This window comes from Pseudomonas sp. C1C7 (genome assembly GCF_013359595.1).
Classification (GTDB): domain Bacteria; phylum Pseudomonadota; class Gammaproteobacteria; order Pseudomonadales; family Pseudomonadaceae; genus Aquipseudomonas.
The window spans coordinates 120930-136955 of record NZ_JABFMP010000009.1; the positions used below are offsets into that span (position 1 = coordinate 120930).

Annotated in this window: 19 protein-coding genes; 17 read left to right on the forward strand and 2 right to left on the reverse strand. The window is 61.7% G+C overall.

From position 1 onward, the window contains the following. Positions 1-10: 10 nt before the first annotated feature. The 12 genes from fleN (at position 11) to HNO86_RS10170 (ending at position 10881) form a co-directional block, all read left to right on the forward strand. Positions 11-841, forward strand: coding sequence for a flagellar synthesis regulator FleN (gene fleN / locus HNO86_RS10115; RefSeq protein WP_008001746.1), 831 nt, complete (start codon positions 11-13; stop codon positions 839-841). Beyond that, the gene (gene fliA / locus HNO86_RS10120; RefSeq protein ID WP_077045792.1) at positions 838-1578 is read left to right on the forward strand and encodes an RNA polymerase sigma factor FliA; all 741 of its coding nucleotides are present in this window, start codon (positions 838-840) and stop codon (positions 1576-1578) included. The genes fleN and fliA overlap by 4 nt, the downstream gene beginning before the upstream one ends. A gap of 165 nt (positions 1579-1743) precedes the next feature. Next, complete coding sequence (locus HNO86_RS10125) at positions 1744-2115, forward strand: chemotaxis response regulator CheY (RefSeq protein ID WP_003183998.1); 372 nt, start codon at positions 1744-1746, stop codon at positions 2113-2115. A gap of 19 nt (positions 2116-2134) precedes the next feature. Next, entirely contained in the window at positions 2135-2923 is a 789-nt protein-coding gene (locus HNO86_RS10130; protein ID WP_175376859.1) for a protein phosphatase CheZ, read from the forward strand. 39 nt (positions 2924-2962) lie between these two features. Next, positions 2963-5242 (forward strand): chemotaxis protein CheA, encoded by a 2280-nt coding sequence (locus HNO86_RS10135; RefSeq protein WP_175376860.1) that lies wholly within the window; start codon positions 2963-2965, stop codon positions 5240-5242. 50 nt (positions 5243-5292) lie between these two features. Continuing rightward, entirely contained in the window at positions 5293-6453 is a 1161-nt protein-coding gene (locus HNO86_RS10140; RefSeq protein WP_175376861.1) for a chemotaxis response regulator protein-glutamate methylesterase, read from the forward strand. After that, positions 6453-7193: a flagellar motor protein gene (locus tag HNO86_RS10145; protein ID WP_110964366.1), complete on the forward strand. Its 741-nt coding sequence runs from the start codon at positions 6453-6455 to the stop codon at positions 7191-7193. Before HNO86_RS10140 ends, HNO86_RS10145 begins: the two co-directional genes overlap by 1 nt. Before the next feature lie 20 nt (positions 7194-7213). Then, positions 7214-8104 (forward strand): flagellar motor protein MotD, encoded by an 891-nt coding sequence (motD, locus tag HNO86_RS10150; RefSeq protein WP_175376862.1) that lies wholly within the window; start codon positions 7214-7216, stop codon positions 8102-8104. A 43-nt stretch (positions 8105-8147) separates the two neighbouring features. Next, positions 8148-8936, forward strand: coding sequence for a ParA family protein (locus HNO86_RS10155; protein WP_175376863.1), 789 nt, complete (start codon positions 8148-8150; stop codon positions 8934-8936). Positions 8937-8966: 30 nt separating this feature from the next. Next, complete coding sequence (locus HNO86_RS10160; protein ID WP_175376864.1) at positions 8967-9917, forward strand: CheW domain-containing protein; 951 nt, start codon at positions 8967-8969, stop codon at positions 9915-9917. 85 nt (positions 9918-10002) lie between these two features. Beyond that, positions 10003-10488, forward strand: coding sequence for a chemotaxis protein CheW (locus HNO86_RS10165; protein WP_007980742.1), 486 nt, complete (start codon positions 10003-10005; stop codon positions 10486-10488). Then, positions 10489-10881: a DUF2802 domain-containing protein gene (locus tag HNO86_RS10170; RefSeq protein ID WP_175376865.1), complete on the forward strand. Its 393-nt coding sequence runs from the start codon at positions 10489-10491 to the stop codon at positions 10879-10881. Between the two features lie 264 nt (positions 10882-11145). Here the strand turns inward: HNO86_RS10170 and HNO86_RS10175 are convergent, their stop codons facing one another. Next, positions 11146-11475 (reverse strand): EscU/YscU/HrcU family type III secretion system export apparatus switch protein, encoded by a 330-nt coding sequence (locus HNO86_RS10175; protein ID WP_175376866.1) that lies wholly within the window; start codon positions 11473-11475, stop codon positions 11146-11148. After that, the gene (locus HNO86_RS10180; protein ID WP_175376867.1) at positions 11472-13046 is read right to left on the reverse strand and encodes a flagellar hook-length control protein FliK; all 1575 of its coding nucleotides are present in this window, start codon (positions 13044-13046) and stop codon (positions 11472-11474) included. The genes HNO86_RS10175 and HNO86_RS10180 overlap by 4 nt, the downstream gene beginning before the upstream one ends. Before the next feature lie 198 nt (positions 13047-13244). Here HNO86_RS10180 and ccmA point away from each other — a divergent pair, with 198 nt between their 5' ends. The 5 genes from ccmA (at position 13245) to ccmE (ending at position 16023) form a co-directional block, all read left to right on the forward strand. After that, positions 13245-13880: a cytochrome c biogenesis heme-transporting ATPase CcmA gene (gene ccmA / locus HNO86_RS10185; RefSeq protein ID WP_175376868.1), complete on the forward strand. Its 636-nt coding sequence runs from the start codon at positions 13245-13247 to the stop codon at positions 13878-13880. Continuing rightward, on the forward strand, positions 13877-14545 hold the full coding sequence (ccmB, locus tag HNO86_RS10190) for a heme exporter protein CcmB (protein ID WP_007980754.1): 669 nt from the start codon (positions 13877-13879) through the stop codon (positions 14543-14545). The genes ccmA and ccmB overlap by 4 nt, the downstream gene beginning before the upstream one ends. A gap of 97 nt (positions 14546-14642) precedes the next feature. Continuing rightward, positions 14643-15398 carry a heme ABC transporter permease gene (locus HNO86_RS10195; RefSeq protein ID WP_175376869.1) on the forward strand — a complete coding sequence of 252 codons (756 nt, stop codon included), beginning with the start codon at positions 14643-14645 and terminating at the stop codon, positions 15396-15398. Then, on the forward strand, positions 15395-15571 hold the full coding sequence (ccmD, locus tag HNO86_RS10200; RefSeq protein WP_008055370.1) for a heme exporter protein CcmD: 177 nt from the start codon (positions 15395-15397) through the stop codon (positions 15569-15571). Before HNO86_RS10195 ends, ccmD begins: the two co-directional genes overlap by 4 nt. Then, entirely contained in the window at positions 15568-16023 is a 456-nt protein-coding gene (ccmE, locus tag HNO86_RS10205) for a cytochrome c maturation protein CcmE (RefSeq protein WP_175376870.1), read from the forward strand. Before ccmD ends, ccmE begins: the two co-directional genes overlap by 4 nt. Positions 16024-16026: the final 3 nt, after the last annotated feature.

Sequence of the window (16026 nt, forward strand, 5' to 3'; positions counted from 1 at the left end):
AAGAAATAACATGGGCAGCATGCATCCCGTACAGGTGATCGCGGTGACCGGCGGCAAAGGTGGCGTCGGGAAAACTAACGTGTCAGTGAACTTGTCCCTGGCTTTGGCAGAGCTTGGCCGTCGCGTCATGCTGCTGGACGCCGACCTTGGGCTGGCGAACGTCGACGTTCTGCTGGGGCTGACCCCCAAACGCACCCTGGCCGACGTGATCGAAGGCCGCTGCGAGCTGCGCGACGTCCTGTTGCAGGGGCCTGGCGGCATCCGCATCGTTCCGGCCGCGTCCGGCACCCAGAGCATGGTTCATCTGAGCCCGGCCCAGCACGCCGGCCTGATCCAGGCCTTCAGCGACATTGGCGACAACCTCGATGTGCTGGTGATCGACACCGCTGCGGGTATCGGTGACTCGGTAGTCAGTTTTGTGCGCGCCGCGCAGGAAGTGTTGCTGGTGGTCTGCGACGAGCCAACCTCCATCACCGACGCCTACGCCCTGATCAAACTGCTTAACCGCGATTACGGCATGAATCGTTTCCGCGTGCTGGCCAACATGGCCCAGAGCCCGCAGGAAGGGCGCAACCTGTTCGCCAAGCTGACCAAGGTGACCGACCGTTTCCTCGACGTCGCCCTGCAATACGTCGGCGCCGTGCCGTACGACGAAAGCGTGCGCAAGGCCGTGCAGAAACAGCGCGCCGTCTACGAAGCTTTCCCGCGTTCCAAGTGTTCGCTGGCGTTCAAGGCCATCGCGCAGAAGGTCGATACCTGGCCGCTGCCTGCGAACCCACGTGGCCATCTGGAGTTTTTCGTCGAGCGCCTCGTGCAACAAACGGCAGGACCCGTGCTATGACAGCCAGTGGTTACAACCTTTACAAAAAGTCGGCGCGTGACGCGCAGTACGAGCTGATCGAGCGTTACGCGCCACTGGTCAAACGCATTGCCTACCACTTGCTGGCGCGTCTGCCGGCCAGTGTGCAGGTCGAAGACCTGATCCAGGCCGGCATGATCGGCCTGCTCGAAGTCTCGACCAAATACGACGCCAGCAAGGGCGCGAGTTTCGAAACCTACGCCGGCATCCGCATCCGCGGGGCCATGCTCGACGAGGTACGTAAAGGGGACTGGGCGCCACGTTCGGTCCATCGCAATACCCGGATGGTCAGCGATGCCATTCGCGCGATTGAAGCTAAAACCGGACGTGACGCTAAAGATCACGAGGTTGCGGCCGAACTCCAGTTGAGTCTCGACGATTACTACGCGATTCTGAACGACACCCTGGGTAGCCGTTTATTCAGTTTCGACGACCTGTTGCAGGACGGCGAACACGAAGGGCTGCACGAGGATGGCGCCAGTGCTCATCTCGAGCCGTCACGCGATCTGGAAGATGAACGCTTCCAGGCGGCGCTGGCGGATGCGATTGCCAATTTGCCGGAGCGTGAGCGACTGGTGTTGGCGCTGTACTACGACGAAGAGTTGAATCTCAAGGAAATCGGCGAGGTCCTGGGAGTCAGCGAGTCTCGGGTCAGCCAGTTACACAGCCAGTGCGCGGCCCGTTTGCGGGGGCGTTTGGGAGAGTGGCGAGCGCGCTGAAGGCAGTGTGGGGGCACTGCGAGTTGGCTGGCGGGGTGATGAACCGCGCCGGTCTCGATCCGTTGTATCCCCGACAGTCATCGAGTGTTTGCCAGATTGATTGAAATGGCGCGTCCAGGTGCTGGGCGCGTTTAAGTCTGCTTGGAGGTCGAATTGGACAAGAACATGAAAATCCTCATCGTTGATGACTTCTCAACGATGCGGCGGATCATTAAAAACCTGTTGCGTGACCTTGGGTTCACCAACACGGTCGAGGCCGACGATGGCACTACCGCCATTCCGGTTCTCAACAGCGGGAGCATCGACTTTCTGGTAACTGACTGGAACATGCCCGGCATGACCGGTATCGATCTGCTGCGCCACGTGCGCGCCGATGAAAAACTCAAGCACCTGCCGGTACTGATGGTGACTGCCGAAGCCAAGCGCGAGCAGATCATCGAAGCGGCCCAGGCCGGCGTCAACGGCTATGTCGTCAAACCCTTCACCGCTCAGGCGCTGAAAGAAAAAATCGAGAAGATTTTCGAACGCATCGGTTGATCGGCGTCACGGGGAAGCTATGGGACATAACGAATCTTCGCAGGGCGATTTTGAATCGACCCTGAAAAAACACGCCGTCGAACTGGTCGCGAGCCTTGAAAAAGGCCGATTCGGCGATGCTGTGCAATTGATCCATGAGCTCAATCAGACCCGTGACCGCGGCCTGTATCAGGAAGTGGGCAAGCTCACCCGCGAGCTGCACAGCGCGATCGTCAATTTCCAGATTGACCCGCACATGCCGCAGGCCGAGGAAGTGTCGCAGATCACCGACGCCACCGAGCGTCTGGGGTATGTGGTCAAGCTGACCGAAGCTGCGGCCAACCGCACCATGGACCTGGTGGAAAGCGCCACGCCCGTGGTCAACCGCCTGAGCGAAGAAGCCCAGGCGCTGAGCACGGACTGGGGACGTTTCATGCGCCGCGAAGTCGGGGCTGAAGAGTTCCGCGAGCTGGCGCGGCGCGTCGACGCTTTCCTGGCGCGCAGCAGCGAAGACGGCCGCACGGTGTCGAGCAATCTCAACGACATCCTGCTGGCTCAGGATTACCAGGACCTCACAGGTCAAGTGATCAAGCGTGTGACCCAACTGGTCACCGAAGTAGAAAGCAACCTGCTCAAGCTCGTACTCATGGCCAGCCAGGTAGACCGCTTTGCGGGTATCGAACATGACCGTGCGGCGATGCTTGCAGAAAAAGATCCACAAAAACATCTCTCTCAGGGTGAAGGTCCGCAGATTCATGCCGATAAAAGAGAAGACGTTGTATCCGGTCAGGATGATGTGGACGACTTGTTATCCAGCCTTGGTTTTTAGGTTCTTTTTTAGACCTGTTCTGTTAGGAGCACACCATTAATGAGCTTCGGCGCCGATGAAGAGATCCTTCAGGATTTCCTGGTTGAGGCCGGCGAGATTCTAGAGCAACTGTCCGAGCAACTGGTCGAGCTGGAAAGCCGGCCGGACGATGCGGACCTGCTCAATGCAATTTTTCGCGGTTTTCACACTGTAAAAGGGGGCGCCGGCTTCCTTCAGCTCAACGAGCTGGTGGAGTGCTGTCACATCGCCGAGAACGTGTTCGACATCCTGCGCAAGGGTGAGCGTCGCGTCGACTCGGAACTGATGGACGTGGTTCTCGAAGCACTGGACTCGGTCAACAGCATGTTCGGCGAAGTCCGTGACCGCAGCCCGATCACGGCCGCCACACCCGAATTGCTCGCTGCCCTGTCGCGCCTTGCCGAACCGCAAAGCGCAGACGAGGTCGCTGCTGCGCCTGTCGCCGAAGTGGTTGAAGAGCCTGTGGCCGAAAGCGAATCGGCTGACATCACCGACAGTGAATTCGAACAGCTGCTGGACTCGCTCAACGCCGTCAAGGCGCAGGCCGAGGCACCGACGGCTGCTCCAGCGCCTGCCCCGGCTGCCGCCGCTGATGACGCGGCCAGCGACGAAATCACCGATGCCGAGTTCGAGTCGTTGCTCGACCAGCTGCATGGCAAGGGCCAGTTCGCCGTCGATTCGTTGCCAGCGACGCCTGCCGCGCCTCAGGAGCCGAAAGCCGAAGGCGACAGCTCCGACATTACCGACGACGAGTTCGAAGCACTGCTCGACCAGCTGCACGGCAAGGGCAACTTCGCCGTCGAAGCACTGGAATCGGCCATCGCTTCGGCGACGCCGCCTGCTGCCCCCACCGCTGCGGCGGCCGGCAGCGACCTGATCACCGATCACGAATTCGAAGCACTGCTCGACGATTTGCACGGCAAGGGCAAATTCACTGACGTGGCGGCGAAAGCCGGCACCGCTACTGGCGCCAGCACACCAGCAGCAACGCCAGCGGCCAAGGCACCAGCGCCAAAACCTGCGGCCAAGGCGCCCGAGCCGAAAGCCGAAACGCCTGTACCAGCCGCCGCTGCCGCACCGGCGCCAGCCCGTGCTCCGGCCTCGCCACCGCCTGAAAAGCCGGCCAGCGAAGCCGAGACCACCGTGCGGGTCGACACCGCGCGTCTGGACGAGATCATGAACATGGTCGGCGAACTGGTGCTGGTGCGTAACCGCCTGGTGCGCCTGGGCCTCAACAGCGGCGACGAAGCCATGTCCAAGGCCGTGTCGAACCTCGACGTGGTCACCGCCGATCTGCAGACCGCGGTCATGAAGACCCGGATGCAACCGATCAAGAAGGTCTTCGGGCGCTTCCCGCGACTGGTTCGCGACCTGGCTCGCCAGCTCAAGAAAGAGATCAACCTGGAACTGGTCGGCGAAGACACCGACCTGGACAAGAACCTGGTCGAGGCCCTGGCCGACCCGCTGGTGCACTTGGTGCGCAACGCGGTCGACCACGGCATCGAGTCGCCGGAAGAACGCGAAGCCTCGGGCAAGGCCCGTGGCGGCAAGGTGGTCCTGGCTGCCGAGCAGGAAGGCGACCACATCCTGTTGTCGATCTCCGATGACGGCAAGGGCATGGACCCCAACGTCCTGCGTTCCATCGCGGTGAAACGCGGCGTGATGGACAAGGATGCGGCCGAGCGCCTGAGCGACACCGAGTGCTACAACCTGATTTTCGCCCCGGGCTTCTCGACCAAGACCGAGATCTCCGACGTGTCCGGCCGCGGTGTGGGCATGGACGTGGTGAAGACCAAGATTTCCCAGCTCAACGGCTCGATCAATATCTACTCGGCCAAGGGCCAGGGATCGAAGATCGTCATCAAGGTGCCGCTGACCCTGGCGATCATGCCGACGCTGATGGTCATGCTCGGCAACCAGGCGTTCGCGTTCCCGCTGGTGAACGTCAACGAAATCTTCCACCTGGACCTCTCGACCACCAACGTGGTGGACGGCCAGGAAGTGGTGATCGTGCGGGACAAGGCGCTGCCATTGTTCTACCTCAAACGCTGGCTGGTCAGCTCCGCCGCTCACGAAGAGCAGCGCGAAGGCCATGTGGTGATCCTTTCGGTGGGCACCCAGCGGATCGGCTTCGTCGTCGATCAACTGGTGGGCCAGGAAGAAGTGGTCATCAAGCCATTGGGCAAGATGCTCCAGGGAACCCCGGGCATGTCGGGCGCCACCATCACCGGTGACGGTCGCATCGCGCTGATTCTCGATGTACCGAGCATGCTCAAGCGTTACGCCACGCGGCGTATTTGATTCTGGTGGAGCGGGGCGACTGAGCCTCGCTCCGTCCTAACGGAGTGTTTATGGCAGTTAAAGTCCTGGTGGTGGATGATTCGGGGTTTTTCCGCCGCCGCGTCTCGGAAATTCTTTCAGCGGATTCCAATATCCAGGTCGTCGGTACGGCGACCAACGGAAAGGAGGCGATCGATCAGGCGCTGGCCCTCAAGCCGGACGTGATCACCATGGACTACGAGATGCCGATGATGGATGGCATCACGGCGGTGCGGCACATCATGCAGCGCTGCCCGACCCCGGTCTTGATGTTCTCCTCGCTGACCCATGAAGGCGCCCGGGTAACCCTGGATGCGCTGGATGCCGGTGCGGTGGACTTCCTGCCGAAGAATTTCGAAGACATCTCGCGCAATCCCGAGAAGGTCAAGCAACTGCTGTGCGAGAAGATCCACAGCATCTCGCGCAGTAACCGTCGCCTGAGCAGCTACAGCGCGCCGGCGCCCGCGGCCGCTCCTTCGCACACCTCCACCTCTGCGCCTTCGCCTTCGCCTGCGCCATCGAGCATTGGCAGCTACGGCAGCAGCGCGCCTGCACGCACCTCGACCATCCCGAGCCGGGCACCTGCGCCTGCGCACTCTCATGCGCCTGCATCGCCAGCGCCCAAGCGCAAGGCCTACAAGCTGGTCGCCATCGGTACCTCCACCGGCGGCCCGGTTGCCCTGCAGCGGGTTCTGACCCAGTTGCCGGCCGGTTTCCCGGCGCCAATCGTGCTGATCCAGCACATGCCGGCGGCCTTCACCAAGGCTTTTGCCGAGCGTCTGGACAAGTTGTGCCGCATCACCGTCAAGGAAGCCGAGGATGGTGACATCCTGCGTCCGGGCCTGGCGTTGCTGGCCCCTGGCGGCAAGCAAATGATGATCGACGGCCGTGGCGCGGTGAAAATCCTGCCGGGCGACGAGCGTCTGAACTACAAACCGTGCGTGGACATCACCTTCGGTTCGGCAGCCAAATCCTACGGTGACAAAGTTCTGGCGGTGGTGCTGACCGGCATGGGCGCCGACGGTCGCGAAGGCGCGCGTCTGCTCAAGCAGGGCGGCAGTTCGATCTGGGCCCAGGATGAGGCCAGTTGCGTGATCTACGGTATGCCGATGGCCATCGTCAAAGCCGAGCTCGCCGACGCGGTGTACAGCCTGGACGACATCGGCAAGCACCTGGTCGAGGCCTGTATCTGATGGACGTTCTCAGCCTTATCGGCATCATCATGGCCTTTGTCGCCATCATCGGCGGCAACTACCTGGAAGGCGGTCACCTGGGCGCCCTGGCCAACGGCCCGGCGGCGTTGATCGTATTGGGCGGGACCATCGGCGCGGCGTTGCTGCAATCGCCGATGAGCGCCTTCAAGCGCGCCATGCAGATTCTGGCGTGGATTCTGTTTCCGCCTCGGGTCGATCTGGCCGGCGGTATCGACCGCGTCGTCAACTGGAGCCTGACCGCTCGCAAGGAAGGCCTGCTGGGTCTTGAAGGCGTGGCCGATACCGAACCTGACAGCTACTCGCGCAAAGGCCTGCAACTGCTGGTCGATGGTGCCGAGCCGGAAGCCATTCGCAGCATTCTGGAAGTGGATTTCTACACCCAGGAAAGCCGCGACATCGAGGCGGCCAAGGTCTTCGAGAGCATGGGCGGCTACGCGCCGACCATCGGGATCATCGGCGCGGTGATGGGCCTGATTCACGTCATGGGCAACCTGGGCGATCCGTCGCAACTGGGTAACGGCATCGCCGTGGCCTTCGTTGCCACCATCTACGGTGTGGCCAGCGCCAACCTGGTGCTGCTGCCGATTGCCGCCAAACTCAAATCCATCGCATTGCGTCAGTCGCGTTATCGCGAAATGTTGCTGGAAGGCATTCTGTCGATCGCCGAAGGTGAAAACCCTCGCTCCATTGAGTTGAAGCTTCAAGGCTTCATGGATTAAGGGAATAAGGGAATAACCTCATGGCCCGTCGTCGCCAGCATGAAGAGCATGTAAACCATGAACGTTGGCTGGTTTCCTATGCCGACTTCATCACCTTGCTGTTCGCATTTTTCGTGGTGATGTACTCCATTTCTTCGGTCAACGAAGGCAAGTACAAGATCATTTCCGAGGCGCTGATCGGGGTCTTCACCGATACCGATCGCGCCCTCAAGCCGATCCCCATCGGCGATGAGCGGCCCAAGACCGTGACGCCGGCCAAGCCTCTGGTCAAGGACAGCGATCAGGTCGATGCCGGGGTGGCCGGTGCCAGCGATCCGCTCAAGAGCATCGCCGATGACATCAGCGCGGCGTTCGGCGACCTGATCAGCTCCAACCAGATGACCGTGCGCGGCAACGAGTTGTGGGTCGAGATCGAACTCAATTCCAGCCTGTTGTTCGGCAGTGGCGATGCGATGCCCAGCGACATCGCGTTCAACATCATCGACAAGGTCGCGGCGATCCTGAAGCCGTTCGACAACCCGATTCACGTCGAAGGCTTCACCGACGATCAACCGATCCGTACCGCGCAGTATCCGACCAACTGGGAACTGTCGTCGGCCCGTTCGGCGAGCATCGTGCGCATGCTGGCGATGCAGGGGGTCAACCCCGGTCGTCTGGCGTCGGTGGGTTACGGCGAGTTCCAGCCGGTGGCCAACAACGCCACGGCCGAGGGGCGGGCGCGCAACCGGCGCGTGGTGCTGGTGGTGTCGCGCAACCTGGACGTACGCCGCAGCCTGACGGGGACCGGTACCGCTCATACCACTCCCGATGCGGCATTGAAGCGGGCTGGCACACAAACTGCACCGACCCCGGTCAAGTCGCCGGTACGCGAGAGCTCCGTCAATTCTCCGTCACCCGCATTAACACGTTGAGCTATTTCTCGGTCGATCCGTTCGACCGGGAGGAACATTCCGAATGAGAGTCTGGGCAATCGCCAATCAAAAGGGTGGTGTCGGTAAAACCACTTCCTCCATCGCTTTAGCCGGCTTGCTGGCCGAGGCGGGCAAGCGTGTGGTCGTGGTCGACCTCGACCCCCACGGCTCCATGACCAGCTACTTCGGTTACGACCCCGACAGTCTGGAACACAGCAACTACGACCTGTTCCTGCACAAGGGCACCGTGCCCCAGGGCCTGCCCGGGCAATTGCTGCTGTCCACCAGCGACGAACGCATTTCCCTTTTGCCGTCCAGTACCGCGCTGGCGACCCTTGAGCGTCAGTCGCCGGGCCAGAGCGGCCTGGGCCTGGTGATCGCCAAGAGCCTGGCGCAGCTGTGGCAGGACTTCGACTACGCGATCATCGACAGCCCGCCGCTGCTCGGTGTGCTGATGGTCAACGCCTTGGCGGCGAGCCAGCAGTTGGTGATCCCGGTGCAGACCGAACACCTGGCCGTCAAAGGCCTGGAGCGCATGGTCAATACGCTGACGATGATCAATCGCTCGCGCAAGCAGACCTTGCCGTTCACCATCGTGCCGACCCTGTTCGACCGTCGCACCCAGGCGTCCCTCGGTACGCTGCGGGTCTTGCGCGACAAGTTCCCCGAAGAGATCTGGCAGGGTTACATCCCGGTGGATACGCGCTTGCGCGATGCCAGCCGTGCCGGTCTGACGCCTTCGCAATTCGACGGCAAGAGCCGTGGAGTTCTCGCCTACCGTGCGCTGCTCAAGCAATTGCTGGCGGCGCAGCTTGTTTCGCAGGTGGCGTGAGATGAACCCGATCCGTCTGGGGGCATGCCAATGAATCGGCCGTTGAAGATCACGTCGCGTCCGCAACTGGCCTTGCAGTCCTATCTGGACAGTTTGCTGGAGGATGTGCCCGAGGAACTGACGCTGCCTGTCGAGGTTTTGCCCGAAGAGACCGCGTCTGAAACCGTGCTGGACGAATTCCAGGCGGCGGTACTCGAAGAGCAGGTCCGTGATGCCCGCACTGCTGCGGTTACGGCTGCGCCGGCTCCGGTAGCGCCAGCGATCAAGGCTCCAGTGCTGGAAGCCGCGCCACCGGTCATGGCCCCGATATCCACCATCGCCCCGTTGCTCAAGGCCCTGGTGCCGCCGCCAGTCGAGGTTCCGCCGCTTCAGGAGCCCGTCGTCGAGACGCCGCAGCCAGCGGTCATCGAAGTGACGCAGACCCTCGTCCCGCCAGTGGTCGAAGTCCACCTGCCGCCTAGCAACACGCCGCCTCCGGTGGAAACCGATGGACGTCCGAGCTGGGCGGCCGAGCCTTTCGAATGCCTGCTGTTCGACGTCGCAGGTCTGACCCTGGCGGTGCCTCTGGTCTGCCTGGGCTCGATCTACCCGCTGGCCGGTCACGACCTGACGCCATTGTTCGGTCAGCCGGAATGGTTCCTCGGCATCCTGCCGAGCCAGGCCGGCAACCTGAAGGTGCTCGACACCGCGCGCTGGGTGATGCCGGACCGCTATCGCGACGACTTCAAGCAGGGCCTGCAATACGTGATTTCGGTCCAGGGCTACGAATGGGGGCTGGCGGTCCACCAGGTCAGCCGCTCGTTGCGCCTGGACCCGAACGAAATCAAATGGCGCAGCCATCGCGGTCAGCGACCGTGGCTGGCCGGCACTGTGATCGAACACATGTGCGCGCTGCTGGATGTTTCCGAACTGGCCGCGTTGATCGCCAGTGGCGGAGCAAAGCACATGGGCGGCAGCAAACCGGTCCAGAAATTGAAATGAAATCTGCACGACAAACAGGCGACGGCATTCAAATGCCGCAGCACCGTACACATACCGCCAGAGCGGTTTTTCGAGGGGAAAGGCTATGAATGACAAGGCGACGGCGGCAAAGGGATCCGAAGATCCGATCCTGCAATGGGTGACCTTCAAGCTGGACAATGAAACCTACGGCATCAACGTGATGCGCGTTCAGGAAGTCCTGCGCTACACCGAAATCGCTCCGGTTCCGGGTGCGCCAAGCTACGTGCTGGGCATCATCAACCTGCGCGGCAACGTGGTCACCGTGATCGACACCCGCCAGCGCTTCGGCCTGATGAACGCCGAAATCAGCGACAACACCCGTATCGTCATCATCGAAGCCGACAAGCAAGTCGTCGGGATCATGGTCGACAGCGTGGCCGAAGTGGTTTACCTGCGTCAGTCGGAAATCGAAACCGCACCGAATGTCGGTAACGAAGAGTCCGCCAAGTTCATCCAAGGCGTGTGCAACAAGAACAATGAACTGCTGATCCTCGTCGAACTGGACAAGATGATGAGCGAAGAAGAATGGTCGGAACTGGAGAGTATCTGATTGATTCTCGAGGTAGCGGTCATTGTCCTGTTCCTGTTTTGGGCAGGCACGCTGGCAATGTTTCTGGCGTACATACGCAGTCAAAAGCAGATCGCTGCGCAACAGGCCCAGGGCGATGCGCTGCGTGATCAGCGCATCAAGGATCTGGGCAAGCGCGTCGATAATTACCAGAACGGCAACGTCCGCATGGGCGAGGATCTGCACGAACTGCGTGCCATCGTCGCGCCCCTGCCGGACAAACTCGCCCAGGTCGAACAGCGCGACCCCTCCAGCCTCTCGTTCGCCCAGGCGGCCCGACTGGTCGGCATGGGTGCCAGCGTCGACGAACTCACCCAGTCCTGCGGCCTGACCCAGGCCGAGGCGGAGTTGATGAGCAAGTTGCACAAGAACTGAGTTTTGCGGTTCGGCTGAAATCGCCATCGCGAGCAGGCTAGCTCCTACAAAGGATCGGGGTGGACACTGAATATGTGATCACCGCTAATCCCCTGTAGGAGCGAGCCTGCTCGCGATGGCGATGTATCAGGCACCGCTGATGTCGAATGTGCCCGCATCATCGCGGGCAAGCCCGCTCCCACGGGTTTAGAGTCGTACTCGGATTGTGTGTACACCATCAATCACTGTGGGAGCGGGCTTGCCCGCAATAGCGTCCTCGAAACCTCAGTAATCATCCCCGCGATCAGTAATGTCCTTCTCCACCATCGTCGCATTCGGATCCTGCCCCGCCGGATACTTGCCCTTCAGGTTCCAGGCAAACGCGATGATCTCCGCGATCGTGCGGTACAGCTCTTCCGGAATGCTGTCTCCCAACTCCATCCTCGCCAGCAATCGGACCAGTTCCGGGTTTTCGTAGATCGGTACTTCGTATTCACGGGCGATTCGCAGGATTTCTTCCGCCAATTCTTCGTCGCCCTTGGCGGTGAGGGTAGGGGCGTGGTGGCCGTCGTATTGGAGGGCGATGGCCTGGCGTGGGGCGTTGGAGTGGTTCATGCGGTTTCGTCGACCCAGCGTTGTTCGAGGCGGGTTTGTGGGCCTTGGGGCGGTTTGCCCTGGTGGCAGTCGAGGTCGCTGACGTTCAGGCCCGAAGCCAGCAGGCGTTGGCGCAGGGCGGCCAGGTTGTTTTCGATCAGCTCGGCGGTGTAGGGGCGTTCGGCCCACAGTTGGCTGGACAGGCTGCCGCGGATCAATTGCGCCTGAACCTGCATCGGTCCCAAGGGTTCCAGGTCGAACGCCAGTTCGACGCGCCACAGTTGCTGCTTGGGCTCGCGCTCGTCGCGACGTTCCTGGGGCTGTTCCCGGTCGGGGACTTCTTCGCGCTGGAATTTGATCTGCAGGGGCACGATGTCCTGCAGGTTGCGCATCGGGATTTCCAGTTGCCAGGTGCTCACCAGTCGACCGTCGCTGGTCACGCCGGTCTGCTCCAGGCTCGACAGCTGATGGCTTTGCAGGCGCGATACCGCGGCGGCGGCCAGGCGCAGCAGGTGTTCGAGGTCGTCTTCGCCTTCGGCGCTTTGCAGCAGGCGTTCGGGCAGCGGGAAGGTGGTGGGCGACGGTTTGGCGCTGACTTGCCCGAGCATGCCCAAGGCATTGCGCACGAAGCTTGGCATGGCCTGGGCCAGGGTGTTGGCGGCGATGATCGCGCTGAGGTTGGTGCTGGCCGGCAGGTTCGGCGTCAACTGTGCGATCAGCTTGAGCAGATCGGCTTTCATGTCCGGGGCCAGCGTCGGGCTCTGTCCGGCCAGCAGCTTGGTTTCGAGGAACGCACCGCTGCCGACCAGGGCTTGAAGCAGCCCCTTGGGCGTACTCAATTGCTGTACGTCCGGCAGACCGGCCAGCAGTTTGTCCACGACGGCGCGCAGGTCGCTGGAGGTCTGGTTCGAGGGTGGCAGGTTCTGCAGGAGTTTGAGCAAGCCATCCAGCGAACCCTGGCGGCTGGTCTGGCTGACCAGTTGCTGGGTCACCGCCAATTGTTCCTGACGGCTGCTCAAGGGCACGAACTTCAGGGTCTGGGTGTCTTGCACCTGGGCGCTGAGCAGGGTGCCGATGCGCAGGGGCTGCGGGCTGTCGATGCTCAAGGTGCTGCCGCTCAGGGCGGTATTGAGCAGGCTCACCATCGAGCGAAACACCGTCGGTTGCCCCGGCACTTGCGGCAGCACCTGGGAGGTCAGCACTTTGCCCTGCAACAGGGTGCCCACCGGCAGTTGCGCGGTGTCGAGGCGGGTGAGGGTAGCGACGCTGGAGGCGATGGCCTGTTGCACGGTGATGGCCAGGTTGCCGGCCGAAGGCTGGGTCACCGCGATGCTGGTGCCCTGGGCCAGCGGCTGGTTGCTGGTGGCCGAAACCGTGGTCTGGCGACCGCTGTCGAGGGTGACCTTGAGCAGCAGTTGAAAGGTCTGGTCCGCCTGCTTGAGCGACAGCACTTCGGCCTTGGCGGTCTGACCGGCGTTGATCAGGCCCTCGATGGGCGTCAGCAGTTTGAGCAACTCGCCGCTGACCGCCTGCGCACGCGAGGTCGCGGGAGTCGGTTGCGGTAGCGGGAGGATGTTCATTTCGCCTGTCATACGCGGTCACAACCTTGGGAAAATGCGCTCTTTGGAGTAGGAAATGGCATGTATAATGCCGCGCGGTTGTATACAGGCTGCCCGAAACATTGCAATTATTTGACTCAGGTCGCGCGCCCGGGCCGCCAATTCAACTATTGTGCATCTCTTTAACGGCCGCGTCAGAGCCGACTTGAACCGTATAAGGCCCGTGAACCCTTGACCAGTCCTGTCCTGCAAACCGTTGCCCTTGCCTGCGAGCGAGACCTTCGGCTGCTTTTTGAAAATCTCGATTTGAGACTGGCCAGTGGCGAAATGATTCAAATCAGCGGCCCCAACGGCAGCGGCAAGACCAGCCTGTTGCGCCTGCTGTCCGGATTGATGCAGCCGACCGCCGGTGAAGTGCTGCTCAATGGCCAGCCGCTGCACGATCAGCGCACGGAGCTGGCGCGCAATCTGTTGTGGATCGGCCATGCTGCGGGGATCAAGGACTTGCTTACCCCCGAAGAGAACCTGAGCTGGCTGTGCGCCCTGCATCAACCGGCCTCCCATGAGGCGATCTGGCAAGCCCTGGCGGCGGTCGGATTGCGCGGTTTCGAAGACGTTCCCTGTCATACCCTGTCCGCCGGCCAGCAGCGCCGCGTTGCCCTGGCGCGCCTGTATCTGGACAGCCCGCCGCTGTGGATTCTCGACGAGCCGTTCACTGCCCTGGACAAACAGGGCGTGGCGCAGCTCGAGGAACACCTCGCCGGCCACTGCGAACGGGGCGGCATGGTGGTCTTGACCACTCACCACACGCTGAGCCGGATGCCGGCCGGTTATCGCGACATCGATCTGGGGAAATGGGCCGTATGAGTGTGTTTGGCCTGTTGGTCGCCCGTGAGGCCCGTTTGCTGTTCCGTCGTCCGGCGGAGCTGGCCAATCCGCTGGTGTTCTTCGCGATCGTGGTATCGCTGTTCCCGCTGGCGGTCGGCCCCGAGTCTCAATTGTTGCAAACCTTGTCTCCGGGCCTGGTCTGGGTGGCGGCGCTTTTATCGGTCCTGCTCTCGCTGGACGGGCTTTTCCGCAGTGATTTCGAGGATGGATCGCTGGAACAGTGGGTCCTTTCGCCGCACCCCCTGGCTCTTCTGGTTTTGGCAAAGGTGCTGGCACACTGGGCTTTTTCCGGGCTGGCACTGGTTTTGCTCGCGCCCTTGCTGGCGTTGATGCTCGGTTTGCCCGCCGCCTGTCTGCCGGTGTTGCTGCTTTCGTTGTTGCTCGGTACACCGGTGCTGAGCCTGCTCGGTGCGGTGGGCGCGGCGTTGACCGTCGGTTTGAAGCGCGGTGGCCTGTTGCTGGCGTTGCTGATTCTGCCGTTGTACATCCCGGTACTGATCCTTGGCAGTGGCGCCTTGCAGGCGGCCTTGCAGGGCATGCCGGCGACCGGTTATCTGTTATGGCTTGGCAGCCTGACCGCCCTGGCGATAACCCTGACACCCTTTGCAATAGCTGCTGGCCTGAAGATCAGCGTCGGCGAATAATAATGAGGTCTGATCAATTTTTGATCACTTCTTTTGAAGTAAGGCAGACCCTTTGACCGACTCGTGGAAGCGAGCGGCAACCGTGATGGAAACAGTAATGAACTGGACCTGGTTTCATAAGCTCGGCTCACCCAAGTGGTTTTATGGCATCAGCGGCAAAATGCTGCCGTGGCTGAGCATCGCAGCGTTGCTGCTGATTGGCGTTGGCGTGGTCTGGGGCCTGGCCTTCGCGCCGCCCGACTATCAGCAGGGCAACAGCTTTCGCATCATCTATATCCACGTTCCGGCCGCCATGCTGGCGCAGTCCATCTACGTGATGCTGGCGGTGTGCGGCGTCGTCGGGCTGGTATGGAAAATGAAACTGGCTGACGTCGCCCTGCAATGCGCGGCGCCCATCGGCGCCTGGATGACTGCGGTGGCGCTGGTCACCGGCGCGATCTGGGGCAAGCCGACCTGGGGTTCGTGGTGGGTCTGGGATGCGCGCCTGACGTCCATGCTGATCCTGCTGTTTCTGTACTTCGGTGTCATCGCGCTGGGCAACGCCATCAGCAATCGTGACAGCGCGGCCAAGGCCTGCGCGGTGCTGGCGATTGTCGGCGTGATCAACATTCCGATCATCAAGTACTCGGTGGAGTGGTGGAACACCCTGCACCAGGGCGCGACCTTCACCCTGACCGAAAAGCCGGCGATGCCCGCCGAAATGTGGCTGCCGCTGCTGCTGACGGCCCTGGGCTTCTACTGTTTCTTCGGCGCGGTCCTGCTGCTGCGCATGCGTCTGGAAGTGCTCAAGCGCGAGGCGCGGGCCAGTTGGGTCAAGGCCGAAGTGGAAAACAGCCTGGAGGTCGTTCGATGAGTTTTGCGTCATTCGGCGATTTCCTCGCCATGGGCCATCACGGCCTGTATGTCTGGTCGGCCTATGGCATCTGCCTGGCAGTGCTGGCCCTCAACGTGGCGGCGCCGATCCTGGCCCGCAAGCGTTATCTGCAACAAGAGGCGCGTCGTCTGCGCCGGGAGAACGGCAAGTGAATCCGCTGCGTAAAAAGCGTCTTACCATCATTCTCGCGATTCTGGTCGGGGTCGGCGCTGCTGTCGGCCTGGCCCTGAGCGCCCTGCAGCAAAACATCAATCTGTTTTACACACCGACCCAGATCGCCAACGGCGAAGCGCCCCATGACACGCGCATTCGCGCTGGCGGCATGGTCGAGAAGGGTTCGCTGCAACGCTCCAGCGATTCGCTGGACGTGAAATTCGTCGTCACCGACTTCAACAAATCCGTGACCATCACCTATCGCGGCATCCTTCCGGATCTGTTCCGCGAAGGGCAGGGCATCGTTGCCCTGGGCAAGCTCAACGCCGATGGTGTGGTGGTGGCCGACGAAGTGCTGGCCAAGCACGACGAGAAGTACATGCCACCGGAAGTGACCAAGGCGCTCAAAGACAGTGGTCAGTCCGCTCCTGCTCCAGCGAAGGAGGGTTGATTG

Coding starts and splice junctions, on each gene's coding strand:
- fleN (WP_008001746.1), top strand. CDS start 11: ATGGGCAGCATGCATCCCGTACAGGTGATCGCGGTGACCGGCGGCAAA.
- fliA (WP_077045792.1), top strand. CDS start 838: ATGACAGCCAGTGGTTACAACCTTTACAAAAAGTCGGCGCGTGACGCG.
- HNO86_RS10125 (WP_003183998.1), top strand. CDS start 1,744: ATGAAAATCCTCATCGTTGATGACTTCTCAACGATGCGGCGGATCATT.
- HNO86_RS10130 (WP_175376859.1), top strand. CDS start 2,135: ATGGGACATAACGAATCTTCGCAGGGCGATTTTGAATCGACCCTGAAA.
- HNO86_RS10135 (WP_175376860.1), top strand. CDS start 2,963: ATGAGCTTCGGCGCCGATGAAGAGATCCTTCAGGATTTCCTGGTTGAG.
- HNO86_RS10140 (WP_175376861.1), top strand. CDS start 5,293: ATGGCAGTTAAAGTCCTGGTGGTGGATGATTCGGGGTTTTTCCGCCGC.
- HNO86_RS10145 (WP_110964366.1), top strand. CDS start 6,453: ATGGACGTTCTCAGCCTTATCGGCATCATCATGGCCTTTGTCGCCATC.
- motD (WP_175376862.1), top strand. CDS start 7,214: ATGGCCCGTCGTCGCCAGCATGAAGAGCATGTAAACCATGAACGTTGG.
- HNO86_RS10155 (WP_175376863.1), top strand. CDS start 8,148: ATGAGAGTCTGGGCAATCGCCAATCAAAAGGGTGGTGTCGGTAAAACC.
- HNO86_RS10160 (WP_175376864.1), top strand. CDS start 8,967: ATGAATCGGCCGTTGAAGATCACGTCGCGTCCGCAACTGGCCTTGCAG.
- HNO86_RS10165 (WP_007980742.1), top strand. CDS start 10,003: ATGAATGACAAGGCGACGGCGGCAAAGGGATCCGAAGATCCGATCCTG.
- HNO86_RS10175 (WP_175376866.1), bottom strand. CDS start 11,475: ATGAACCACTCCAACGCCCCACGCCAGGCCATCGCCCTCCAATACGAC.
- HNO86_RS10180 (WP_175376867.1), bottom strand. CDS start 13,046: ATGACAGGCGAAATGAACATCCTCCCGCTACCGCAACCGACTCCCGCG.
- ccmB (WP_007980754.1), top strand. CDS start 13,877: ATGAGTGTGTTTGGCCTGTTGGTCGCCCGTGAGGCCCGTTTGCTGTTC.
- HNO86_RS10195 (WP_175376869.1), top strand. CDS start 14,643: ATGAACTGGACCTGGTTTCATAAGCTCGGCTCACCCAAGTGGTTTTAT.
- ccmD (WP_008055370.1), top strand. CDS start 15,395: ATGAGTTTTGCGTCATTCGGCGATTTCCTCGCCATGGGCCATCACGGC.